The organism is Paenibacillus sp. M2 (assembly GCF_046713495.1).
Lineage (GTDB): Bacteria > Bacillota > Bacilli > Paenibacillales > Paenibacillaceae > Paenibacillus > Paenibacillus amylolyticus_B.
Genome location: NZ_CP169648.1, coordinates 3779299 through 3800282, shown reverse-complemented (window position 1 = coordinate 3800282; position 20984 = coordinate 3779299). Strand labels below are relative to the sequence as shown.

At 44.8% G+C, this 20984-nt stretch carries 16 protein-coding genes and 1 pseudogene; 2 read left to right on the top strand and 15 right to left on the bottom strand.

Annotated elements, in window-relative coordinates; genetic code table 11:
- Nucleotide 1: 1 nt before the first annotated feature.
- The 8 genes from ACETMN_RS17105 to ACETMN_RS17070 all read right to left on the bottom strand — a co-directional run bounded on the left by ACETMN_RS17105 (nucleotide 2) and on the right by ACETMN_RS17070 (nucleotide 13909).
- The gene (locus ACETMN_RS17105) at nucleotides 2–2332 is read right to left on the bottom strand and encodes a glycosyl hydrolase family 95 catalytic domain-containing protein (RefSeq protein ID WP_411734810.1); all 2331 of its coding nucleotides are present in this window, start codon (nucleotides 2330–2332) and stop codon (nucleotides 2–4) included.
- Between the two features lie 152 nt (nucleotides 2333–2484).
- Nucleotides 2485–4539 carry an alpha-galactosidase gene (locus tag ACETMN_RS17100; protein ID WP_411734809.1) on the bottom strand — a complete coding sequence of 685 codons (2055 nt, stop codon included), beginning with the start codon at nucleotides 4537–4539 and terminating at the stop codon, nucleotides 2485–2487.
- 481 nt (nucleotides 4540–5020) lie between these two features.
- A complete protein-coding gene (locus ACETMN_RS17095) occupies nucleotides 5021–5590 on the bottom strand; it encodes a histidine phosphatase family protein (protein ID WP_091020132.1) in 570 nt (189 codons plus the stop codon).
- 442 nt (nucleotides 5591–6032) lie between these two features.
- Nucleotides 6033–6359: a hypothetical protein gene (locus tag ACETMN_RS17090; RefSeq protein ID WP_179198662.1), complete on the bottom strand. Its 327-nt coding sequence runs from the start codon at nucleotides 6357–6359 to the stop codon at nucleotides 6033–6035.
- 237 nt (nucleotides 6360–6596) lie between these two features.
- Nucleotides 6597–8645 carry a glycoside hydrolase family 16 protein gene (locus ACETMN_RS17085; protein WP_256975363.1) on the bottom strand — a complete coding sequence of 683 codons (2049 nt, stop codon included), beginning with the start codon at nucleotides 8643–8645 and terminating at the stop codon, nucleotides 6597–6599.
- Nucleotides 8646–8798: 153 nt separating this feature from the next.
- The gene (locus tag ACETMN_RS17080) at nucleotides 8799–10340 is read right to left on the bottom strand and encodes a response regulator (protein ID WP_091020133.1); all 1542 of its coding nucleotides are present in this window, start codon (nucleotides 10338–10340) and stop codon (nucleotides 8799–8801) included.
- A 3-nt stretch (nucleotides 10341–10343) separates the two neighbouring features.
- Nucleotides 10344–12182 carry a sensor histidine kinase gene (locus tag ACETMN_RS17075; protein WP_091020135.1) on the bottom strand — a complete coding sequence of 613 codons (1839 nt, stop codon included), beginning with the start codon at nucleotides 12180–12182 and terminating at the stop codon, nucleotides 10344–10346.
- Nucleotides 12183–12256: 74 nt separating this feature from the next.
- Complete coding sequence (locus ACETMN_RS17070) at nucleotides 12257–13909, bottom strand: extracellular solute-binding protein (RefSeq protein WP_179198663.1); 1653 nt, start codon at nucleotides 13907–13909, stop codon at nucleotides 12257–12259.
- A gap of 198 nt (nucleotides 13910–14107) precedes the next feature.
- Here ACETMN_RS17070 and ACETMN_RS17065 point away from each other — a divergent pair, with 198 nt between their 5' ends.
- A complete protein-coding gene (locus ACETMN_RS17065; protein ID WP_091020138.1) occupies nucleotides 14108–14365 on the top strand; it encodes a GlsB/YeaQ/YmgE family stress response membrane protein in 258 nt (85 codons plus the stop codon).
- Here the strand turns inward: ACETMN_RS17065 and ACETMN_RS17060 are convergent.
- The 4 genes from ACETMN_RS17060 to ACETMN_RS17045 all read right to left on the bottom strand — a co-directional run bounded on the left by ACETMN_RS17060 (nucleotide 14318) and on the right by ACETMN_RS17045 (nucleotide 17350).
- On the bottom strand, nucleotides 14318–14665 hold the full coding sequence (locus ACETMN_RS17060) for a hypothetical protein (protein ID WP_411734808.1): 348 nt from the start codon (nucleotides 14663–14665) through the stop codon (nucleotides 14318–14320). The genes ACETMN_RS17065 and ACETMN_RS17060 overlap by 48 nt on opposite strands.
- Before the next feature lie 185 nt (nucleotides 14666–14850).
- Nucleotides 14851–15642 (bottom strand): SDR family oxidoreductase, encoded by a 792-nt coding sequence (locus ACETMN_RS17055; RefSeq protein WP_091020140.1) that lies wholly within the window; start codon nucleotides 15640–15642, stop codon nucleotides 14851–14853.
- A 407-nt stretch (nucleotides 15643–16049) separates the two neighbouring features.
- Nucleotides 16050–16496 carry a GNAT family N-acetyltransferase gene (locus tag ACETMN_RS17050; RefSeq protein ID WP_411734807.1) on the bottom strand — a complete coding sequence of 149 codons (447 nt, stop codon included), beginning with the start codon at nucleotides 16494–16496 and terminating at the stop codon, nucleotides 16050–16052.
- Nucleotides 16497–16921: 425 nt separating this feature from the next.
- Nucleotides 16922–17350: a MarR family winged helix-turn-helix transcriptional regulator gene (locus ACETMN_RS17045; RefSeq protein WP_091020144.1), complete on the bottom strand. Its 429-nt coding sequence runs from the start codon at nucleotides 17348–17350 to the stop codon at nucleotides 16922–16924.
- A gap of 169 nt (nucleotides 17351–17519) precedes the next feature.
- Here ACETMN_RS17045 and ACETMN_RS17040 point away from each other — a divergent pair, with 169 nt between their 5' ends.
- A complete protein-coding gene (locus ACETMN_RS17040) occupies nucleotides 17520–18830 on the top strand; it encodes an amidohydrolase family protein (protein WP_091020176.1) in 1311 nt (436 codons plus the stop codon).
- Between the two features lie 204 nt (nucleotides 18831–19034).
- Here ACETMN_RS17040 and ACETMN_RS17035 read toward each other — a convergent pair.
- The 3 genes and pseudogenes from ACETMN_RS17035 to ACETMN_RS17025 all read right to left on the bottom strand — a co-directional run.
- A pseudogene (locus ACETMN_RS17035) lies at nucleotides 19035–19155 on the bottom strand (IS200/IS605 family transposase); the annotation flags it as partial.
- A gap of 239 nt (nucleotides 19156–19394) precedes the next feature.
- Nucleotides 19395–19724, bottom strand: a complete 330-nt coding sequence (locus ACETMN_RS17030) for a metal-sensitive transcriptional regulator (RefSeq protein ID WP_256975364.1) — start codon at nucleotides 19722–19724, stop codon at nucleotides 19395–19397.
- Between the two features lie 239 nt (nucleotides 19725–19963).
- On the bottom strand, nucleotides 19964–20854 hold the full coding sequence (locus ACETMN_RS17025) for an RCC1 domain-containing protein (protein ID WP_091020145.1): 891 nt from the start codon (nucleotides 20852–20854) through the stop codon (nucleotides 19964–19966).
- Between the last annotated feature and the right edge of the window lie 130 nt (nucleotides 20855–20984).

The window sequence follows — 20984 nt, the reverse complement described above, 5'->3', positions numbered from 1 at the left end:
GTTATTTTACCAACTCCAGCTCGCTATTGAAATAGTACATTTCGCCTGCTTCGGCATGAAGGATCGTTCTTTGTTTGCCCCAACAAATAGTGAACGTTCCTGCAGAGAAAGTTTGAATGTTCGTATAAATTAATTGTCCGTTCTCCCAGACGATGTCAACCTCGGCATTCCCTTTTGCTCTCAGCCCGGTTATCGAGCCTGTGTTCCATGCCTGTGGCAGCGCTGGAAGAAGGTGAATCTCGCCCGCATAACTTTGCAGCAGCATCTCCGCTACGACAGCTGTACCGCCGAAATTTCCATCAACGACAAAAATATTACTCTCTGCTCCAGCAATTCCAGATTTGGAATAGGTGAACAGATTATCGAAGCACAGGCCGCCAATCAAATGTGAGAGGTGTTTATATGCCGTCTCCCCATCATGCAATCTCGCAAAACCCAGTCCAAACAAAGCAGCTGTAAATTCAACATCCTCCAACTCTTCCTGGACCATGCGGTTCTCCAACGTTATCCTTACTGCCGCACTGAGTTCCGGTGTATGGTCAGGTGTAATCCGACTGTCCGGATACAGCGCATACATATGAGACAAATGCCGATGCTCCGGCTGCGCCTCCTCATAATCCTCAAGCCACTCCTGTAACTGGCCTTTCTTGCCGATCTGTAGAGGTGGAAGATTGCCAATTGCTTCTTCCAGCTTGCGTCCGAGTTCTTCGTCTTTGTTCAAAAGTTCAACTGAATGAAGACAAAACTCAAAGAGCCTGCGCACCAGCATCTGGTCCATTGTCGTTCCCATGGACAGCTGTTGTGCCCCCTCTCTCGAATTACCAGGATAGAAATGATTTTCCGGCGAATTCGAAGGGCCCGTTACCAGCCAACCGTTCCGAGGATGCTCACACATATAGTCCAGATAGAAAGCCGCCGATTCTTTAAGTACGGGATAGGCCACATTCTCAAGGAAAACACGATCCTGACTGTACTCATAATGCTCAATCAGGTGTGTAGCCAGCCATAATCCGCCTGTAACATTCAATCCCCAAGAGGTCTCCCATCCAGGTAACGTAAAACCCCATACATTGGAGAACACATGAGCGACCCATCCGTCGCATCCATATACGTTACGTGCCGTTTCTCTGCCTGCCAGTGCCAGATCTTCAACGTAGCGCAACAGCGGAAGATGGCTCTCTCCCAGATTCACAATCTCTGTGGGGTAATAATTCATCTGGGTATTCACGTCCAGGTGATAGTCACAGCTCCAGCCCATCCGGCACGCTTCACCATCATTCCAGATTCCCTGGAGATGGAGCGGCAGCGGAGAGTTCTTGCGAGAACCCGCAATGGTCAGATACCGTCCATATTGAAAAAACAATGCGAACAGTTGCGGATCTTCATCCCCATCACCCTGTTCCAACAAACGAATGCGTTGATCTGTAGCCAGATCGGCTTTCCTCTTGCCCCCCAATTGAATATCAACCTTGTCATATTGCTCGCCGTAATCGCGAATATGCTCCTCCCTGAGCAAGGCATATCCCTTGTCTAAAGCCTTCAAAAGCGTAGACCCGCTCTCTGTTTCCCAATCCTGATCTGTACGGCGATAATCCGTACTGACAACAAAATAAATCCATGCCTCATCCGCTCCGGTCACGATCAATCGACCATCTCTACTTGCGATGGTTCCCCCGGAAATAACCAACTTGACCAAACCTTTGGACCATACGCCACAACTCCCATCACTATGTACATTTTCCGTTGCCTGTCCTTGGAATTCAAGCGTATTGTCATCTAAAGCTACAACCTTAAATGATTCCGTACCTGCCTGTAGGCTAAGTGTAAAGGTTACCCCACCCGGAACTTCGCTCCAGACTCTGGAGACCACTAGATCATCGACATTGGAAGCGAAAACTTCACGTCGAATCATGCTGTCGTCATTCTTCGAGAACGCCCCGGCCAGCGCTTGAGTCAGATCCAGCTCACGTTGGAAATTTCCCCCTTCATCCGAATTCGAATTCTTCTTCTCCATATCAATAACAACTTCACATAATCCAAGATGGGTACCGAAATTACGCTTCTTTGGCTGCAAATGTTGTTTGGCAAGACGATCTCCTTCATCATAATCGCCGGAGAAGAAATAGCTACGCATCTCTTCCAGTGCGGCCTTGCCTCCTTCGGAAGGCTGTTCTTGTTCAATCCGACCCGACCAGAAGGTAACCTCGCTCATACTCCATACCTCTCGATGCGAAGACGCCATAACTACTGCTCCTATCCTACCATTGCCCAGCGGCAGGCCTTGAGACCAATCCGTAGCAGGAGTTGAATACCATAAAGTAAAATCGTTCATATCATTTCCTCCAGTCCAATAATGATTATCTTTAGAAATAGACTCGTTCCCAAAATAGACAAACGCGCGATCTGTGAGATACATAAGCGCGCGTTTGACTTTGTTTTTATATCCTAAAACCGTACACAGCTCTGGTTTGTCTTTTCGCCCAGTCAGTTTCCCTTCACAGTCAATCTAAAGATTTTGGATTCCGCCGGTTCCAGTGAGACCGTGAGCTCTCCAGACGTTTCCCCTTGTGAACCTTCCCACAGATCTTGCACATTGTATAGGGCATTGGCGTTTAGCCCTGCCCGTTTCAGCGAGATGGATTTAACCGCAGCTTGTTCAGCATCAAAATTGAAGACGGCAAGATAGAAACCCTTCTCTTCTGGCGATTCCAGGACAAACACGTCAGAAGACAGCTTCCCATAATCACCTTCAACTGGACGGAAGGTTTTGCCCATACGAGCAACGCTCAAAATATCCTTGTTGCCAAGCCATTCTTTTGCTCGTTCGGCAGCTTCCTCTTTGCGGAAGTCATCCCCGAGCAGGAGCACTGTACCGGCAATAACTGAAGCGGTCAGACGGCTGCGTCCTTCATGCCAACCGGTTGCTTCCTGGTTGAAGCTCTTGTACAACACCGAATGATCAGGATCATTGTAGCGATAGAGCGTATTGCTCATCCACCAGCCGTGTGTCAATGAGTTCAGCAGGTATTCCGTATCCGCAAGTGTACCGAAGACATCACAGGAGATACGGCGGCTGTGGGCAAAAGCATAAGGAAATAATGGGGCGATGGACAAGTTAATGAAAAACGGTCGTCCGATTACGTCTGGCGAGAGCTTATGCTGCAAATAAGACATGCCATAATGATAAGCAGCGATTCCTGTTGTAATATCCGGGTTGTGGTGCTGCCCTTCCAGCGCGCCATGCGCCAAGAAATCCAATTTGATATATTCGAAACCTTCCGAGATGAATTTGTCCGTGAACCAGTCAATCCTTTGCAGGTTTCCAGGATGTGTCGGGTCAATAGCCAGACCACCGTCTACATCCGGCAGGATCTCGCCCTCACCGTCACGCAGCAGGATATCAGCATAGGTGTATTTTCCGTTCGTTCCTTCGACTGTCTGACCGAACTGATCAGGCCCTCCCCAGAAGGCAAATGGGGTCCAGTAGGTGCCTGCTCTATGTCCGTTTTGCCGTACCCGGTCCAACGCACTCTTCATTTCTTCCGGCGTAAAATTGTCCCAGAACGCATCAAAGTTGATGTATAACGTATTCTCATTCTCGAATCCAAGCGGCTGTACTTCATTTTTTAGAAAATCGCTGGTCGCTGTATACAGATCATAGTCCAGATCACTCATGGCCGCAGACCAGCTGTTCCATCCGATCGGAACACCGCCCTCCCAAGGCAATTGAGCCTCAATCCAGGTATTCGCCTGACCGTAAGCTTCAAGACCTTCACGGTAGTCTTCATAGAACCCGACAAATACCAGGGGAGATTCCACTCTTTTTCCCTTCACATAACCATGAGGCTGGGAATCGCGAGTCAGTTCACTCACGGCACCACCGTACAGATCAAGTCCCTCAAGCTGTCCACTTTTTTCGCTTTGCATACGAATCCCTGTTTTCCATACTTTATGCGTAAGTGAACCCATCACAATTCCCCGGCGGCTCTGGGGCGCGAACAAGGCTGTCGCTTCGTAGCTTTCCACATCAAGCGGCGGCTTGACCACCGTATATCTCACCCATTTATCATTATCAAACGGAACGCATAGAATGCTTGGTTCATCTTGGCCGGATTCTCCGCCAAGGGATATGGTTTTGGATTGGATGACAGCCATGCGATTCGCCTTAAGCTCTTCATCACCTGTTATAGCGGTCTGCACCAGTACATACGGTGAGGATTCATACATATAGAAATGCTGCTCCAGTTGCGGCAGCAACGAGGCTGTATGCAGAACAACCAAGCGGATACCTTTTCCAAAACCTTCTCGAACAATATCTTCCTGTGTCGTTAGCTCATGGTTCTGATAATGATCCGTGCTGTATTCCCGTCCCTGCCAGCGAAAAGCACTACGAATGCCTTTCACATGGGAAGAATGATTGCCGATGCATGACACTTCACCATTTTCAAGATTAATCTCCAGGCTCACGTGCCCATTTGTAACGCTTACAAGATTATTATCCTGTTGATGCACTTGTACAGCTGTATTGCTAGTTAGCATTATGTGCCTCCTTATTGTTGCATGCTGTGCCCTGAGCGGAGCCGGTTATGTCTCTCCTGCCCAAGTCTGCCCTCATTATAAAGACCGAATAGAGTAGTTTCCATGCAACAATCTTCCGATACATGACGCGATTTAACTCAACTCAAGCGTTATCACAATTGATCTTCACCTCTTTGCACACAGCCCCTGGAAGAGGCAGCGAAGTTGCGGTCGATCTGAAATGAAGGGTGTGCGCCAAGAAGATTCGGATCTAGAACAGGCTCGAGCCCGTGCTCTCGTCTCCCTGTCGCTCAAGGTAGGTTCTGGCGACGACAAATCAGCCTTTTAGTATTTCAGTTATAAAAAAAAGACCCATCGCCCTTACTTAGTTAATCAACTAATCGGCAATGGGAACATATTCTTGTTTTCTTGACTTCTTCTAGGAGCTCATCTTTAACGATGCATTGCTTGGCCTATGATGTTTTCGATAACAGCTAAAGATTTATAAATGTTTAGTGCAATTATACAGCGAACAGTTCCATCGCGATTGCCCTGTATTCAGCAGGGTAATCGATGTATTCAAGAGACTTTCTGTCATGTCGACATGGGGTACGAGTCTCTTCAGAGTCATTCCAAGGAATGCACCGTGACTCACAATTAATATTTTCTGGTCTGGGTGTCTTAATGATATGTCGGTAAGGCACTGCTTTCCTCTTTTTACAATCTCATCGTTTGATTCGATACCAAGATCTAGTCTGGACCATCCATATCCCCACCGTTTGACGCGTTCCTGTTCTGTCGTTCCTTCTATAAGCCCACAGTTCATTTCTCTTAAGCGCGGGTCTGTTCTCACTTCAATATTCTTGATCTTACCGATGATTTCCGCTGTTTCAAGTGCTCTGGACAAATCACTAGAATAAATATAGTCCCAATGTTCCATGCCAATTCTTTTGGACAATAGTTCAGCTTGGTTTCGACCTCTCTCATTAAGCGGAATATCGGAATGGCCTTGTGTTCGATATTCATCGTTCCAATCCGTGACTCCATGTCGTATCAATCCTAGCGTAGTCATTTATATCCCTCTTTTCCTACGTATTTATGTAAGTCGCTTTAATCTTGTCCATCGACACTCGCTACCAAGTATCATGATTCTGTGTATTTATTTCAATACTTTAATTGGAGCTGAGATCACTTGGGAATTATTAATCTCTCTAAGATGCAGTATTCACTCTATTAAGCGTCAACTATTTTCAGCCTATCATATTCCTTACATATTCAGAGCACTTTTGGACGAATTCATGTAACTTATTCAAGTCTACACATCGTTTTTCCATCAGTGGGTTATCCCAATCATAATCTTTAATTACCACAACAGCAAACTCCTTCCCATACCACCCAACATCAATAATAATATTCGTTCCACAATCATACCTGACTTGAAAAATATCTTCTTGATCCAAGAACAGGAATCAGTTTGCCGAGCTTGCTCTGCGACATCTGTTCGAGCATGCAGTTCACCAAAACCGTATGCGTGCTTCTGAAGTTCCGACATATACTACACGCCACGAGCCAGCCTCACCAAATGGTTGAAGCCGATTAGCCTTACGTAGTAATTCAACAACTAATTTCTGGTCCACCGGCGCAGAGTTACATTTACGAATGCTTGTGCGCTCCCTGATCAATTCCGCCAGACTCAAATGCTGAGGGATTTTCTCAATGCTTTCTCGCTGGGCGATACTTAGGAAATGCTCAATTTCTGTATTCTTGTGGTTCTCATATACATGTAAAAGACGAATAAATTGGTCATGAAGCAACTGTTTTGTTCGATCTTTTGAAGTCATCTTGTGATCGCTCCTTATTTACTGGTGAACAAAATAGCATGAATGATAATTATTATCAACTTCATTCTTTGACATTACAACATCACTTTACAATTCAGGACAGAGAACTCTACTCTGTCCTCATTCTGACCATATTAATCCATATGCTCAAGCTCGCGCAGACTAATGAACAATAAAAAACCGTTGATCATCTGAATCAGATCAACGGTTTTTTTAATTATGGAAACAGCTGTTTTATTACTGTTCTTTATACACGCGTACATAATCCACTTGCATAGTCGCCGGGATATCGGAGGCGTTCGGGATACGGCCGCCGTCAAAGTTTCCGCCGACTGCCAGGTTCATAATGAGGTAGAACGGCTCATCGAAAGGTGCATTCGGATTATTCGGTGCAGCTGCGGAATACCACTGCTCGTTAGTGACTTTATAGAAAAACTTGCCGTCTACATACCATTTAATGTTGTCCTCTTCCCAGACTACCGAGTATACATGATAATCGTTGGCAATAGTTTGCCCTGCCGGGAAGTGATAATCGCCGCCCGAATACTGGTTCCCGGGCCATTGGCCACCAAAGTGTATGGTACCGCTTAGTGATCCAGGCAGACGGCCTCTCGCTTCCATCACATCAATTTCACCTGATGCAGCCCAAGTGCCGTATACCGAGTCTTGTGGAAGCATCCACAGTGCTGGCCATATACCATCACCGGTAGGAAGCTTGGCACGAAAATCGACTCTGCCATACTTCAAGGACAGTTTATCCTTGGTGTTAATCTTCCCTGAAGAATACTGTGCATACCGATTCGGGTCTTGCGGGAAAGATTTGCTGTCGTTCATGGCTTTGATATTCAGCTTTCCGTCCTGTACATATACATTTTGGGTGCTGTTTGTGTAGTGCTGCAGCTCTGCATTACCCCACCCCCATGTACCGGGATCGTTGTTGAGATAATATCCTGTTTCATAGTTCCATTTGCTTGTATCCAACGTAGTTCCGTTAAACTCATCCTGCCAGATGAGGTTCATGCCCGCGATAGCCGGGTTGGTTGGTGTTCCGATGGAGATATCCTCTTGATCGGATACATCCGGACGTGGAGCATTGGGATTGCCGATAAAGGTATAGTTGACGAAGTTGTTGCCAATATTTCCGCCTGCCTGACCGTTCAGTGGATAGCCTATACGAATCTGCATATTCTCTTGGATCGGCTGGAACCAAAGGCCATAGACGTAATCGGCCCAGTATCCCCACTGGTTGGCATCGGACATATTGTTGTACCCATTACCGGAGTATGCAAATTTGCTCTGGCTGGAGTTACTCATATCAACCCATTGTCCATTGATGTTAATTTGGTATACAAAATTACCCAATTCCTTGGCGATTGGCGCCCCCCCATCAATTTTCGGAAGCGGAACTCCAATGGAACCATTCGCATCTGCTGTGAAGGTTGTTCCTTCGTATGGCGTAATGACATATGAATTTCGTGTAGGTTCATTAAATGTAATCGTATAAACAAGGTTAACCGAAGAAGTCTTTGATTCCAATTTGACATTGATCGACTCCGTTACGTTAAACCAGTACCCACCGCCGCCATCCGTGAATTGGCCAAAATTTTGATCGTAGATCCAGCCGCTGGCTGCGTTATTGTCAATATCAATCCAGGTGCTGCTGTTTACAGGTTTGACATACACCTTCAAATCATCCGCAACAGCTTCATAAGTGACCGCAGGATTATTGTTGAACGTTGGATATGTAAAGCCTGCACCGCCTGTGAAACTTGCTGTGATCTGTGGACCTTGTGTTGCATTCATCGCTGTGATGGTTGTTTTATTGATGTTTTGGAATACAAGTTGATACTCCAGCTTAACACCATTCGCTTTGGAGTACAGTTGAATCTCGGTTGTTGCGGAGAGGGTGAACCAATAGCCATTGAAGCCGCCATCGTTCCAGTGCCCCCAGTTTTGGTTATAGATATAACCGCCTGCCTGGTCGATATCAACCCAGTTGTTGCCCACTTTTACATTAACGCCTACATCACTGTAAACATCATTCCATGTCGCGGAGCCCCCATTGAACTTAGGCATAACAAATCCGTAGCTGGCCTTGCCAACCCCTGATTTTGAAATAACAGGCCCGTCTGCGGGTGAGAAGTACTCCATTGAGGTTACGGTAGTCCCCGCTGCCTGAACCTTTGAAGCTGGCAGTATGCCAACACTAGTCAGCATCACAACCACAAGCAACATACCGAGCACCATTTTCATAAACCGTTTCTCCCTAAAGTGAGATGGATTCATAATTGCCCTCCTTTAATAGAATAATAACTTCTCCCAATCCATGTGCATTAAGGAAATCGCTTACATGAAGGGATATCTTTATTCTATCGAATAGGTTAATTCGCTGAAAAGGTACAATTGTTTTTGTGGTATCCCATTTTTTTGGCTTTTGATTCAATCTGCCTTCTGCCGCATCATCTGTCGGTACTCTGTGGGTTGGATCTGCATCACATGTCGGAACGCCCGTGTAAAGCTTTTGTAGCTTTCATATCCAACCATAGCAGCCACCTCAACAATTTTATGATCAGTTTCGGCGAGAAGCCGCCGTGCTTTATCCAGACGCACATCTCGTAGGTATTCAGCAAAACCTTTACCCATATTCTTCTTAAACAGATTTGAAAAATAAGCATAATTAAGCGATACATGATTAGATACCATCGCAAGGTCCAGCGGTTTATGGTAACTCTCGTGTATATAACGAATGGCTTCATTTAGATCCTGCGAATGGCGATAGCTGCATTTATAGTCATAATAGAACTGATTCAGCCGGAGCAGCTGCTGTTGCAATGCTTGTATATAATCACGCATCCCTTGATAATCAAAGAGATTACGCAATGATTCAAGGTCCAGCTCGTCTTCCCCCATATAAGGACGGATAACTCGTTCGTATTCCTCCATCATCTGAACGGTAGCGGCGCAGAGCTGTTGGGTATAGCGAATAGGATAGCGTTGCAGCACCTTTTTGTGAAATAGTGCAGAAATACCCTGAGTAATTATTCCACTGTTATCTGTTCCAACTGATTGGAAGAGTCCATACAAGTCTTCATAGGGAAGTTGCCACTGCTGCTCCATGTGCTCAATATGTGCTGGGAAGATACTGCACTGATCAGGAAACAAGTAACTGTGGCGATAGAGCTCAAGTACTTGGTTATAGCTGTTTGGTAGTTCTTTTAATCCCTGAATCGGGTTAGTCATGGCCGTTATGGCATTGATATTTCCTTCCTTTAGCGCTGTAGGATAAACACTTGGATCTATGGACGCATCCACCGCAAGGATCAGGTATGGGCGATGTTGCAGGCAAATACAACCTTGTCTGCCAAACACACGATAAGCAATGGATTCCATACTATGGGTGCTGCTGGCTCCGGGCTGGTTAATGCCAACTTCTTCCCTCAGCAGGGCTAGGCGATAATTACACCATAATGCATCATTTTGTTCCTCAATCTGAAGAATCCATGCGTCATCACTTAACGCACCTTGCATAAACATTCTTAATTCTTTACTCTCGGTCTCTTGGGCGAGACGGGATACATGCTGCATATTATGCGTAAGTGCCTGCCGTGTCTGAATCTCTTGCCATACATGCTCCAGGGAATTTTGCAGATCCTCTCGCTTCAAAGGTTTTAGCAAGTAGCCCTTTGCCCCAAGCCCGATCGCTTTTTGGGCATATGTAAAATCACTATAACCGCTGATAATGAGGTATTCCACATCCATATATTCCTCTTTGGTTTGAGCCATGAGTGCCAACCCATCCATATCCGGCATCCTGATATCGGTAATAACGATGTGAATGCAATGCTGCCGCAATAGGCACAGCGCCTCCATCCCGCTCGCGGCACAATATATGTTGTTCAGTTCCAGAGGGAATTGATGCAGCATGGCCTGCAGGCCGTCACGAATGTGTTTTTGATCGTCCACAATCAGGATATTAATCATGCCCTACCACCCTCCAAGATTTACATTTTCCCAAGGCAAGCGTATCGTTACACAGGTGTATGCACCTTGCACACTATCAATCCAAAGACCGCAATTCTTGCCATAATGAAGCTGCAACCGCTTATTCACGTTTTCCAAACCAAGTCCACTTCTGCTAGTAACCATCGGCGTATCCGATTCGCTTCGCAGTACTGCCTGAAGACGGTGTAACATCTCAGGCTCTAACCCCTCTCCGTAGTCTCTTATGTTAATGAATAGCAGACTGTCATTCTCCACAGAAAAGGTAATTTCTATAGATACGCTACCGCCTGAAGGTGCCCCGTGATGAACAACATTTTCAACGATGGGCTGCATACACATCTTGGGAATGGCGTAGCGAAGTATCTCCTGCGGAAGATCTGCCGTCATAACGATATTGCCGCCTTCCATGAAGTTGATAAATTCAATATAACTTTGGATATTGGCAAGCTCCTCACGAACAGCAACGGTATCACTACGCCACTGCATGCTGTAGCGCAGCTGCGAGCCCAACGACACCAATGAATTGGCTATAGCAGGCTGCCTCTGTACCTCTGCCACCATCCGGATCGATTCCAGGGCGTTATATAAAAAATGGGAGTTAATCTGCGAATGCAGGGAGTGCAACTGTGCGTTTTTGGCAATTAACTGCTTATCCACGACCTGTGTCATTAAACGTTTGACCTCATGTAACATTTTATTGTAATTCACCGCCACCTCATCGATTTCATCTCCTCTTTCGTTCTCATCAAGGCCTGTATCAATTATTGCATCCAACTCGCCTTTCCGTACCTGACGCATTGAAACGAGTACGCTGTCCAATCGCCGGAAAATACGCCGCGTCGTTTGGGATACGAGTAGCATAAATAGCAGCAATACACATAATGTAATCGTTACCACAAATGCATACCAACTGCGCGGTCCCTTCATCAATGCCTGATGGGAAGCAATATCGACTACATAAGTGTTCAACGGAGCGATGTATCGATACAATACATAGTAACTCTGATCTCCCACCCTGATCTGAAGTGGGCTTTCCTGCGGCGATATATCCAGCTGGCGATGAATACTGCCAAGGATCTCCTCCAGCCCCAGCCCGTACTTCTCAGAAAACTCATGCTGGGGATTGTAAACATACTGGGGAGGATTACTTTCGTTCATCAACACCGAAAAGAAGTCCCCCTTGTTCTCCTGTAGCAGGTCGCTGAAAAACATGCTGTGGGGAACGCGCACTTCCATAATGCTAGGGCGTTTTTGCTCCTGCCCTTGAAGGCGAACCAGACGATAGTAGGATAAGGTGTGCTCACCATCCCTAAAAGAAAATAAGCGGTAAGCCGCACCACCTTCATCTCGAAGCTTTACCCAATAATCCTGCGGCGAAAATTTCTTGTAATGATAGATTTCAGGCCAGATTTCATACAAGTTTGGGTTATCGACGTAAAAGCTAAGCTCACTGATCATCGCATTGCTTTGAATGATATTGAGCATTTGCTCATACTGGTTTTGCTTAAACTTTACCAGACGCAGTCCATCCACAATCATATTGGAATGAATAAAATCCACAAATGACTTTTGAGTGAGGGCTGTATTGGAAACGTTCTCAATCATGTCCATTCTTCCGCGTAATTGTTCATTCAGCCATGAAACGTGGCTGTTGCCCGTTGCCATAGCGTCCTTATATAGCTGGTTTTCTTGCATACGGATATACACAAAGGATATCAAAATAACAGGTATCGCAATCATCAGGCTAAATGCCAGAAACAGCTTTTGGGATATACGGGCATTGCGATAAAGCTTCCTCAATCTCGTCAGCAGGTATTTCATTCTGATGTATTCACCACCTTTGTCATATCCTATATTACTAGTTATCTCGTAGATAACGATGTATTAGGGAATGGTTATCTGGCTATCTTGGATTTTCGCAGCTCCAGTTCAGCCTGGCGATATTCCATCACCTGGTTAAAGCCGTAGTTCACACGACGTATCAGAAAATTTTCAAAAATTTTGTCAAAGGCAGCTTCATCCTTCGCTGTAATCAGTTCTGGCAGCACTTCTTCCCAATTCTGAGAAATACGTGACCAGGCTAACGCTATATCGGAATCTCCTACAGGATCGAGTCCCTTATAGATGCCGCTGTCCAGATCGGCGTGTTGGTTAGCGAACGCCTCCATTTGCTCAATGGACGGAGTATGCTCTGGTCTCCACGGGTTAACAAAAGCAGGGTTTCGCAGCATCCAGTAGGTATCCATAATGCCATATTCCTTTTCCAGCCGCTCCCGATCCGTGTCATGCAACTGGACCATTGCCGCCGTCAACTGCGGTTTGCCGTTCTCCATCGCCCAAGTTTCACCTTCTTTGCCCAAAAATAGATCCCTTTGGCCTTCTTCGCTGGCCAGATAGGTCAAAAAACGGATGGCTCGTTCAGGGTTTTTCGTGGATTTGCTAATCATCGTAACCATCCAGCCATCCATGCTGCCGGGGAACAGTTTGGCGGATTCTCCCCTGCTGCTCCGGGGTCCATCTACAGCAATATAGGTTGAATTCTGATTCGTAAGGACTTCCAATTTCGAATTGAGGTCCGATATGTCTGTCCATTCCCGAATCATCATAAAATATTGGGCATGGTTGGTTTTATCCTGCACCTGTGCACTGGAGTCGACCAGAAAATCAACATTAATCAGGCCCTGCTCGTAAGCGGTACGAAATGTTTTCAGCCACTCGATATAATCGGGATCTGTCATTCGATCATATACTTTACCGTTCTGCTCATGGGGTATTGCAAGCAGATTTTGCAAATATGCGGTCATCCCATAGGATGCATTCCCCTGTGCCCAAAATGGACTGATCAGCTGTCCTTTATAAACTGAATATTGATTCTTTAGCAACTGTAGTGCATTTAGAAAACCTTTCGGCGTGCTAAGGTCCGGTTTGCCCATCGATTCATACAGATCTTTACGTACGAGAAAGGTTTGGTTCGCTCCCGTCAAGCCGGTTGAACGCATCTGTTCGGGACTGTATGCATCATTAGGAATGACATAGGTATGCCCGTCTTCCTGCCGATACCACTGTAGAGCACCATCACCTGCTACCTTGTAAAAGTAAGGATCATACTGGTTGGCGAGCTCATCCAGGGCATAGATGAGATTACTCTCTCGAAGTTTGTTAACCGCACTCTCCCAAGAGCCGATGGTTATCAAATCCGGCAGACTACCGGTCGTCAACATCCGTGATAACATCTCGCTTGGTTCACCAGTAGGTACTTCAAATTCGATATTGACCCCTGTTTTTTGGGTGACATATTTGGAAGCCAGGCTTTCACCCCAAGTGTGCCCGTACCATTCGGCCCCAACGAACCACGTTAGATTGACGGGTGTGGTATCCAGCTTCCATGACGGTTCTTCCAGATTCAGATTGAGGCTCTGCATTTCTTCTGTGAAGTTAGCCTGTGTCGAAGCATGCCCATCTTTCGCTTGCTCTGACTCAGAACAAGCAGCCAAAAATGACATCAGACACATCATCAATACGGCTACAATAACAGGACTTCGAAACATGAACAACTAAGCGCCTCCTTTCTATACTGGCTATCCTTAATCCCATCTGCACCAGCATTCATACGAGTAGTGGTACAACCGATTTTACTATCCTTGGATTAAAATGGAAATGGTTTCGTGGTCGATTCTCAGATCATCCGCAACATTCCCCCTAACGAAACATAACTTGTAATAAATCAATCGAAGGGAGGCCAATTCGTGTATCTAATCTGGATACTTATTGTCGGTGGGCTGATTGGCTGGTTAAGTGGAAATCTGATTGGACGGGACGTGCCGGGAGGCGTACTCGGAAATATCATTGCTGGTTTTATTGGATCATGGTTAGGATATGAACTGTTGGGTCCGAGGGGGCCGGTAGTGGGTGGATTTCATATCATACCCGCGATCGTTGGGTCAATCATTGCTCTCTTAATTTTCTATGCGCTGGCACGCGGTGGAGCGTTCCGAAGACGTTAACAGGCGGAGTACCAGATCATCTTGAAAATTTCTGACAGGGGCAGGTACGACGAGATTTGTATCTTTAACCAAAGCTTCAAGCCAGATAAGCTCTGATGCGACATTCCCTTTTGAGTGAATGGAAATCGTTGAGGTATGGATTTTGATAAGATACTTTTGATTATCATCGTTGGTCTGAACTTGAAATGTAACATTATCACTCATTCCGAGATACACAAGTTTTTCCCAAATGATTGGGTATTGATGTAAAGCTTCTTTCGCTACCTTCGCATAATCTTCCTCAGAAAGCATAGTATCCACTCCAGTTAGTGTGATTTTTACTTCACAATTCTACCAAGCAGACTTTATTTTCTGGTGATAAAAGTTGATTATAACTAAACTTTACTGCTCAGTAATTGAATAAAGCCGCCGATCCTGTTGATCGGCGGCTTTATTTGGTTTTATGGAACTATTGTATCCCGTGCGTTAATGAACTGTTTTCCTAATTAAAACCCACCTCTAGAATGGATGATTTGTCCGGTGATCCATTGGGAATCGTCGCTTGCCAGAAAAGCAATCAGACGGGATACATCTTCAGGAAGACCGATCCTGCCCATCGGAAATCCCGGTAGCAAGGCTTTTTTCACTTCTTCTGACATCCAACCCGTATCGGTAGGACCGGGATCAACAGCATTCACAGTAATGTGAAAAGGAGCTAGTTCAGCAGACAGACATTCGGTAAAGGTGGAGACGGCGCCTTTTGTTGCGGCATAAGCGAGATTGCCAGGCATCGGCCCCTTACCCTGACCGGACGTAAGGTTGATGATCCGGCCGCTGTTAAGGGCCTGATGGCCGGCCAGTTCAACCTCCAGCATACGCGCAAATTCGGCCGATAGCATGAACGTACCTCGAATGTTCATGGCACAGTGCGCATCGATCAGTGATGCAGTCAATTGACGGAAATCAGCTGATACGCTGTACGTAGCGTTGTTGACGAGAATGGTCGGCAGCCCGACAGCCGACCGGCACGCATCAAGCACTCGCGCTGGAGAAGTGGGATCGGTAAGATCGACCTCCATATGCGCTGCCTTAATGCCATAAGAGCGAAGTTCTTCAGCGAAGAGATCCGGCCAGTTCTTGTCGGCATCTCCCGGATTCTCTGTCTTATCGTAATCGTACAGATGGGTATAGAACACATTAGCGCCTTCGTGTGCCAACGTGCGGCAGACGGCAGTTCCGATCCCTCCAGGGCGGCTTGTGCCTGTCACGATAGCGGTTTTTCCATGTAGTTTGGTCATTTTATTTCCTCCGTTTAATAAGGGAGGGAGAAATCCATTTTTCATTGGAGATGGAATTATCCTAGGTATAACAAAAACGGATACATCAAGTATCCGCGCCCGGGTTTGATCAAACGGTTCCTCGCGTCCCTTGAATGATTGCAGATCGGCATCACAAACGAGGCGTGTGGTAATAACCAAAACACCAAGTCGAGCGATCCAGTTTAGATAATCATTACAAGGAATTCCACATTGTCCAGCGAGTCCCCTTTCCTACATCTCCACTTCAAATATTACGAGTCAGACTCAATTACTGTCAAGATAATAAATACATGGGATTACAGTTCCAGTGAATATGGTTGGGTGGTCAAGCATCCAGCTAACCTGCAGACTGTTCACTTTTTTGAATGTAACTTTATATTCGATTTTTACAACTTCAATTCATATCGTATATCAGGTAAATTCTCTTCATTTTCTTGTCCTCTACCAGTGATTTCAAAACCATTATTCTCATAAAATCTTTGGGCATTTTTATTAACTTCAAATGTATATAAAGTTAATTTTCCATTTACTTGTGCTTTTGCTTTATTAAGCAAGGTTCGCCCTATTCCATTCCCTTGATAATCAATATGAATGTAAAGTTGGCTTATCTCAGTTTCACTATAGGCAATCATTCCAACTACTTTTTCATCAATTAAGGCTAAATCTATTTGATACTGTTTAGATAGTATATGATTTAAAAAATATAGATGGTTTTCGAAGCTATGGTTTTCAGCCTGACGAATTGCCCGTTCCTTACTATCTCTCCACATTTTCACTGTATGTTCAGCATACTTGGGATCATAGTTAGATACTTTAATTTCAAGTTTTTTCATTAATATACCTCCTTAAATAGAAAGATTTTCAAACGATGAAGTATTTACTCTATTAAGTGTCAACTATCTTCATCCTATTATTTCCCTTACATATTTAGAGCACTCTGGGACCAAGTTATGTAAATTATTCGAGGTGTAAGCAATAATTCTTGGTGAGAAATCAATGTCATCAAACATTAATGATGCTCCTCTCACTTTTATTTTTAAATATTGCAGTTTTTGTATGTCTCATAATCCAAACGACCATCCCCCGGTGGAATACCGAGAAACGGTCGTAGGGTAAATTTCGTCTTTTTGTCTACTTGACAGGATTATGACCATAAATAGTGACTTTCACTGAACTAATGTTCTTGTCCTTATACAATTTTTTCTAGACAATATTAAATCAGTGTTCTGGCCACCAGTTACCTCTGCCTGCCCTTCTGTTATATGCGTTCATTAATTCTGATCAATAATTTCTTTAAGATTTGCTTCTCCTCGTCATTAAGGGCTTGAACGATTTCATCCTCCACTTTTTGAAATGAGTTATTGAAGTCTTCAATCAAGTCAACCGCTTTTGGTAATACATAAATATTTTTTTGCCGTTCATTATTGGTCGGGATTTTACGTTCGATGAAACCTTTTTGCTCTAGACCTTGAAGCATGCTTGTAACGCTTGCCCCACGCAGATGGAACCGATCTGCAAGATCCTTTTGAATAATATGATTATCTTGATTCTCATAAATATAATCAATTACTTTTCCTTGTTGAGAACTTAATCCTAACTCTTTTATACTCTCATCCGCTCTTTTCTTTAACTTAAGACCGATAATTTGAAACAATTCCATAAAAGGCGTATCTTCTCGGGAATGCATGACCGTCCATCGTCCCCTCCGTAATTGTTAGGAATCTAATTGTAAGTAGCTAAAATATACAGTGATCCCAATAGGCTTGTCAAATAAACATTAGACTATTGACTGTTAGATACCTAACAGTTATACTCCGAAGTGTTGAATCACAAACACATTAGGAGGATTTTTTATGATGGAGAAATTAAATCAAAATGCTGGGTTAGAAGAAATTACGGCGATTACAAATGTACGGATCTTTGATGGATATCAAATTATTGCTCCCAGACATATTGTCATAAAAGGGGTGTCCATTATCTCAGTGGGCGGAGACATCCCGAGCGATGCAACAATTATCGATGGAGAAAATGCGACATTAATACCTGGTCTCATTGATGCACATGTTCATACCTCAATTGGCGGATTACGAGATGCCTTAAAATTCGGTGTTACAACAGAACTTGAAATGAACGGCGATTTTACTAAAAGAGGGCGCGAAATTCAGCTTAAAAATGTGGATGACATCGCAGACGTCCGATCTGCTGGTACAGCGATTACCGCTCCTGGTGGGCACCCAGATGAATTACTGCCTGATGGAGATGAAATACCTGAATTTGTATTAAAGGAACTAGAGAAGTTATCGGAGGAAGACCGGGAAGCAATGTTGGCCGCCTACGCTCACGATCACGACGAAATACCTCAAGTGACGACGGTTGAAGAAGCGATCAAACATGTGCATACCCAAGTGGAGAATGGATCTGACTATATTAAGATCATGATTGAAGAGGGAACGGTCATGGGTGCACCTGGCCTGCCTGTTCTAAGTGACGAGATTCTAAAAACAGCTGTTACTGAAGCCCACAAATTTGATAAGTTGGTTATTGCCCACGTCTTGACGGCTCTTTCATCGAAGGCAGCCATCGATTTTGGAGTCGACGGTTTGGGGCACTTGTTTATCGACAGACCCGAGTACACGTCCGAATTGGTCAAATCCATAGCTGATTCTGGAGCTTTTGTTACACCGTGCTTGGTGTTGAATTCATCGATTATAGGTAATCCGGCATCAGAATTGGCTAATGATCCACGAGTTCATTCCAAATTAAGCCCAGATTGGATCGATATCTTGAACTCAAGCTTCAATACGTTCCCACAAGGCAATATGGAGAACAGCTTTAAAAATGTGATGGATCTTCACCGTGCCGGAGTTGATATTCTTGTAGGGACGGATGTTGCACCGGTTCCCGTTCCGAACCTTGGTGGCCTTGCTCATGGGGCCAGTGTTCACCACGAAATGCAGCTACTGGTGAAGGCTGGGTTCACTCCGATCGAAGCTCTTCAGTCGGCTACTTCCAAACCGGCCCGTTGCTTTGGTCTACATGATCGTGGCCGGATTACCGAAGGTGCACGCGCTGATCTTATTCTCATTAACGGTGATCCGATCACTAATATTTCAGATACCTTGTCAATCAAATCTGTGTGGTTCAATGGTTCGCAAAAAATAGGCTAAAACTAGTAGTTTATATTTCCTAATTGTAAAATCACTAAGAAGAGGGAGTGCAAAATGCAGTCTCTCTTCGACTTTAATCTATTTATCCATCTACTAATTTTTTGGAACGATGCCCAGCGAAAATGAGTTGCAATTAGATCCCCTTCTGCTACCAGCTCCTTAGTGGAAGGCGTTAAATTTGTTAATATAGTCATTTAGAGTACTTTCTATAACTGTACTTACATAGTATCTATAGATTTCTTTCCGTCTATACTTCGGGGTGAATACAATGTGGGATTTACACATCCACTTTTGTGGGAGCTAGGCTGCAGCTCTTGTTTGCCACCCTAGATCATTCCTTCACCCAGCCTGAACATCTAATTTTATCGGAACGGTCTTGGTGATCAAACCTCAGGTCCCCCCACCCGCATAGTGGGTGGTTTTTTGTTTCGCGCGTTACACGCACTCACTGAGCTAAAGCCATAAAACAAAAAGCCGCTATAATAGCGACTCAACGGGAGCATATTCTTGTTCCTGACATTCTTCTTGCCTGAATACAACAAGAGGTACCTGTAATATTCTAGCTTATTTAATTAACTTATTTACAGTGATCATCAGTTCATCCAAAACTTTGTGATCGCCCTCTGAAATCCGTTCAATGACACAGCTTTTCATATGATGTTCCAAAAGCTGCTTTCCTACTCCATTCAACGCGGATTGAATGGAGGCAATTTGGTGCAATACGTCATCACAATACGTGTCCTTCTCAATCATTCCTTTTACTCCACGCACTTGCCCTTCAATCCGATTCAACCGGCTATTTAACTTTCGCTTTGTACTCTCCGAATGATGGCTTTTCCGCTCGTTTGAAGATGTATGGTCACATGAGGCGGCCTCAAGTATCGTATCATCCAAGTAGATCAACTCCTTTATTAACACATTACCATCCCCCCCTACCCTATATGGACTATCTTTCTCGTTAGATCAATGAATTTATGGAGAGAAGAACCGATTATTTATATGCTGATTGGTAATCTGACCATGTTCTTGTCCTTGATTTGGGAATAAAACTTGTACCGATAAAACAAAAAAGCCGCTAAAATAGCGACTTCAATGGGACCATGATCTAGTCCCTCGATATGAAATTCCTTTATTTATTGTTGAATGATACTCCATCCGCTTACATCACATTGTCCATAATCATTATCACCCACAGCAACCATCGTACCATCCGATTTTAGTCCAATCGTATGGGCACAGCCCGCCGAAACAGCTCTAATGTCATGCCAGCCACTTACATCACATTGGTGATGTTTATTCGAACCCACAGCAACCATCGTACCATCAGACTTAAGACCAACGGTATGATAACTCCCCGCTGCTACTGCTACAATATCGCGCCAACCGCTTACGCCGCATTCACCTTCATTATTTCTTCCCACAGCCACTACCGTGCCATCCGATTTGAGCCCAACCGTATGAAGATACCCCGCCGAAACAGCTAATATGTCGCCCCAGTCGTGTACGTTACATTGGTTATACTTATTGTTACCAACCGCTGTTAGCGTTCCGTCTATTTTTAGACCGACTGTATGCCAGTCACCCGTCGTGACCGATACAATATCATGCCAGCTTCTCACGTTGCATTCCCCTTCATTATTTCGCCCCACCGCAACCACGGTGCCATCTGATTTAACCCCAACCGTACGGCACCAACCTGCCGAAACGATTACGATATCGCGCCATTCGCTTACATTGCATTGGTCATGCTTATTCCAACCTATAGCTGTTACCGTACCATCAGATTTAAGACCAACGGTATGGGCATTACCTGTATTCGTAGCCATATGAACATTACCCGCTGCAACTGCGACGATATCGCACCAATCGCTTACCTTACATTGACCATATTTATTATCACCCGCAGCTGTTACTGTTCCGTCAGATTTAAGGGCAACGGTATGACGACGACCCGCCGCTATGGTACAGTTACGGAGCCGTTTCGTCTCAAAAACCGCTTCATTCCGTGAATTGTTGTAGTCCATTTCTTTCTCCCCTCCACAAATTGAAAATCCGCCGTTAGTTCAACTACAAGACATAACGTTTAGCGTTCATATCTTTCACAGAAAACATGCTCAAGAGGACATCAACATATTACTCTTATTCAACGTTGTA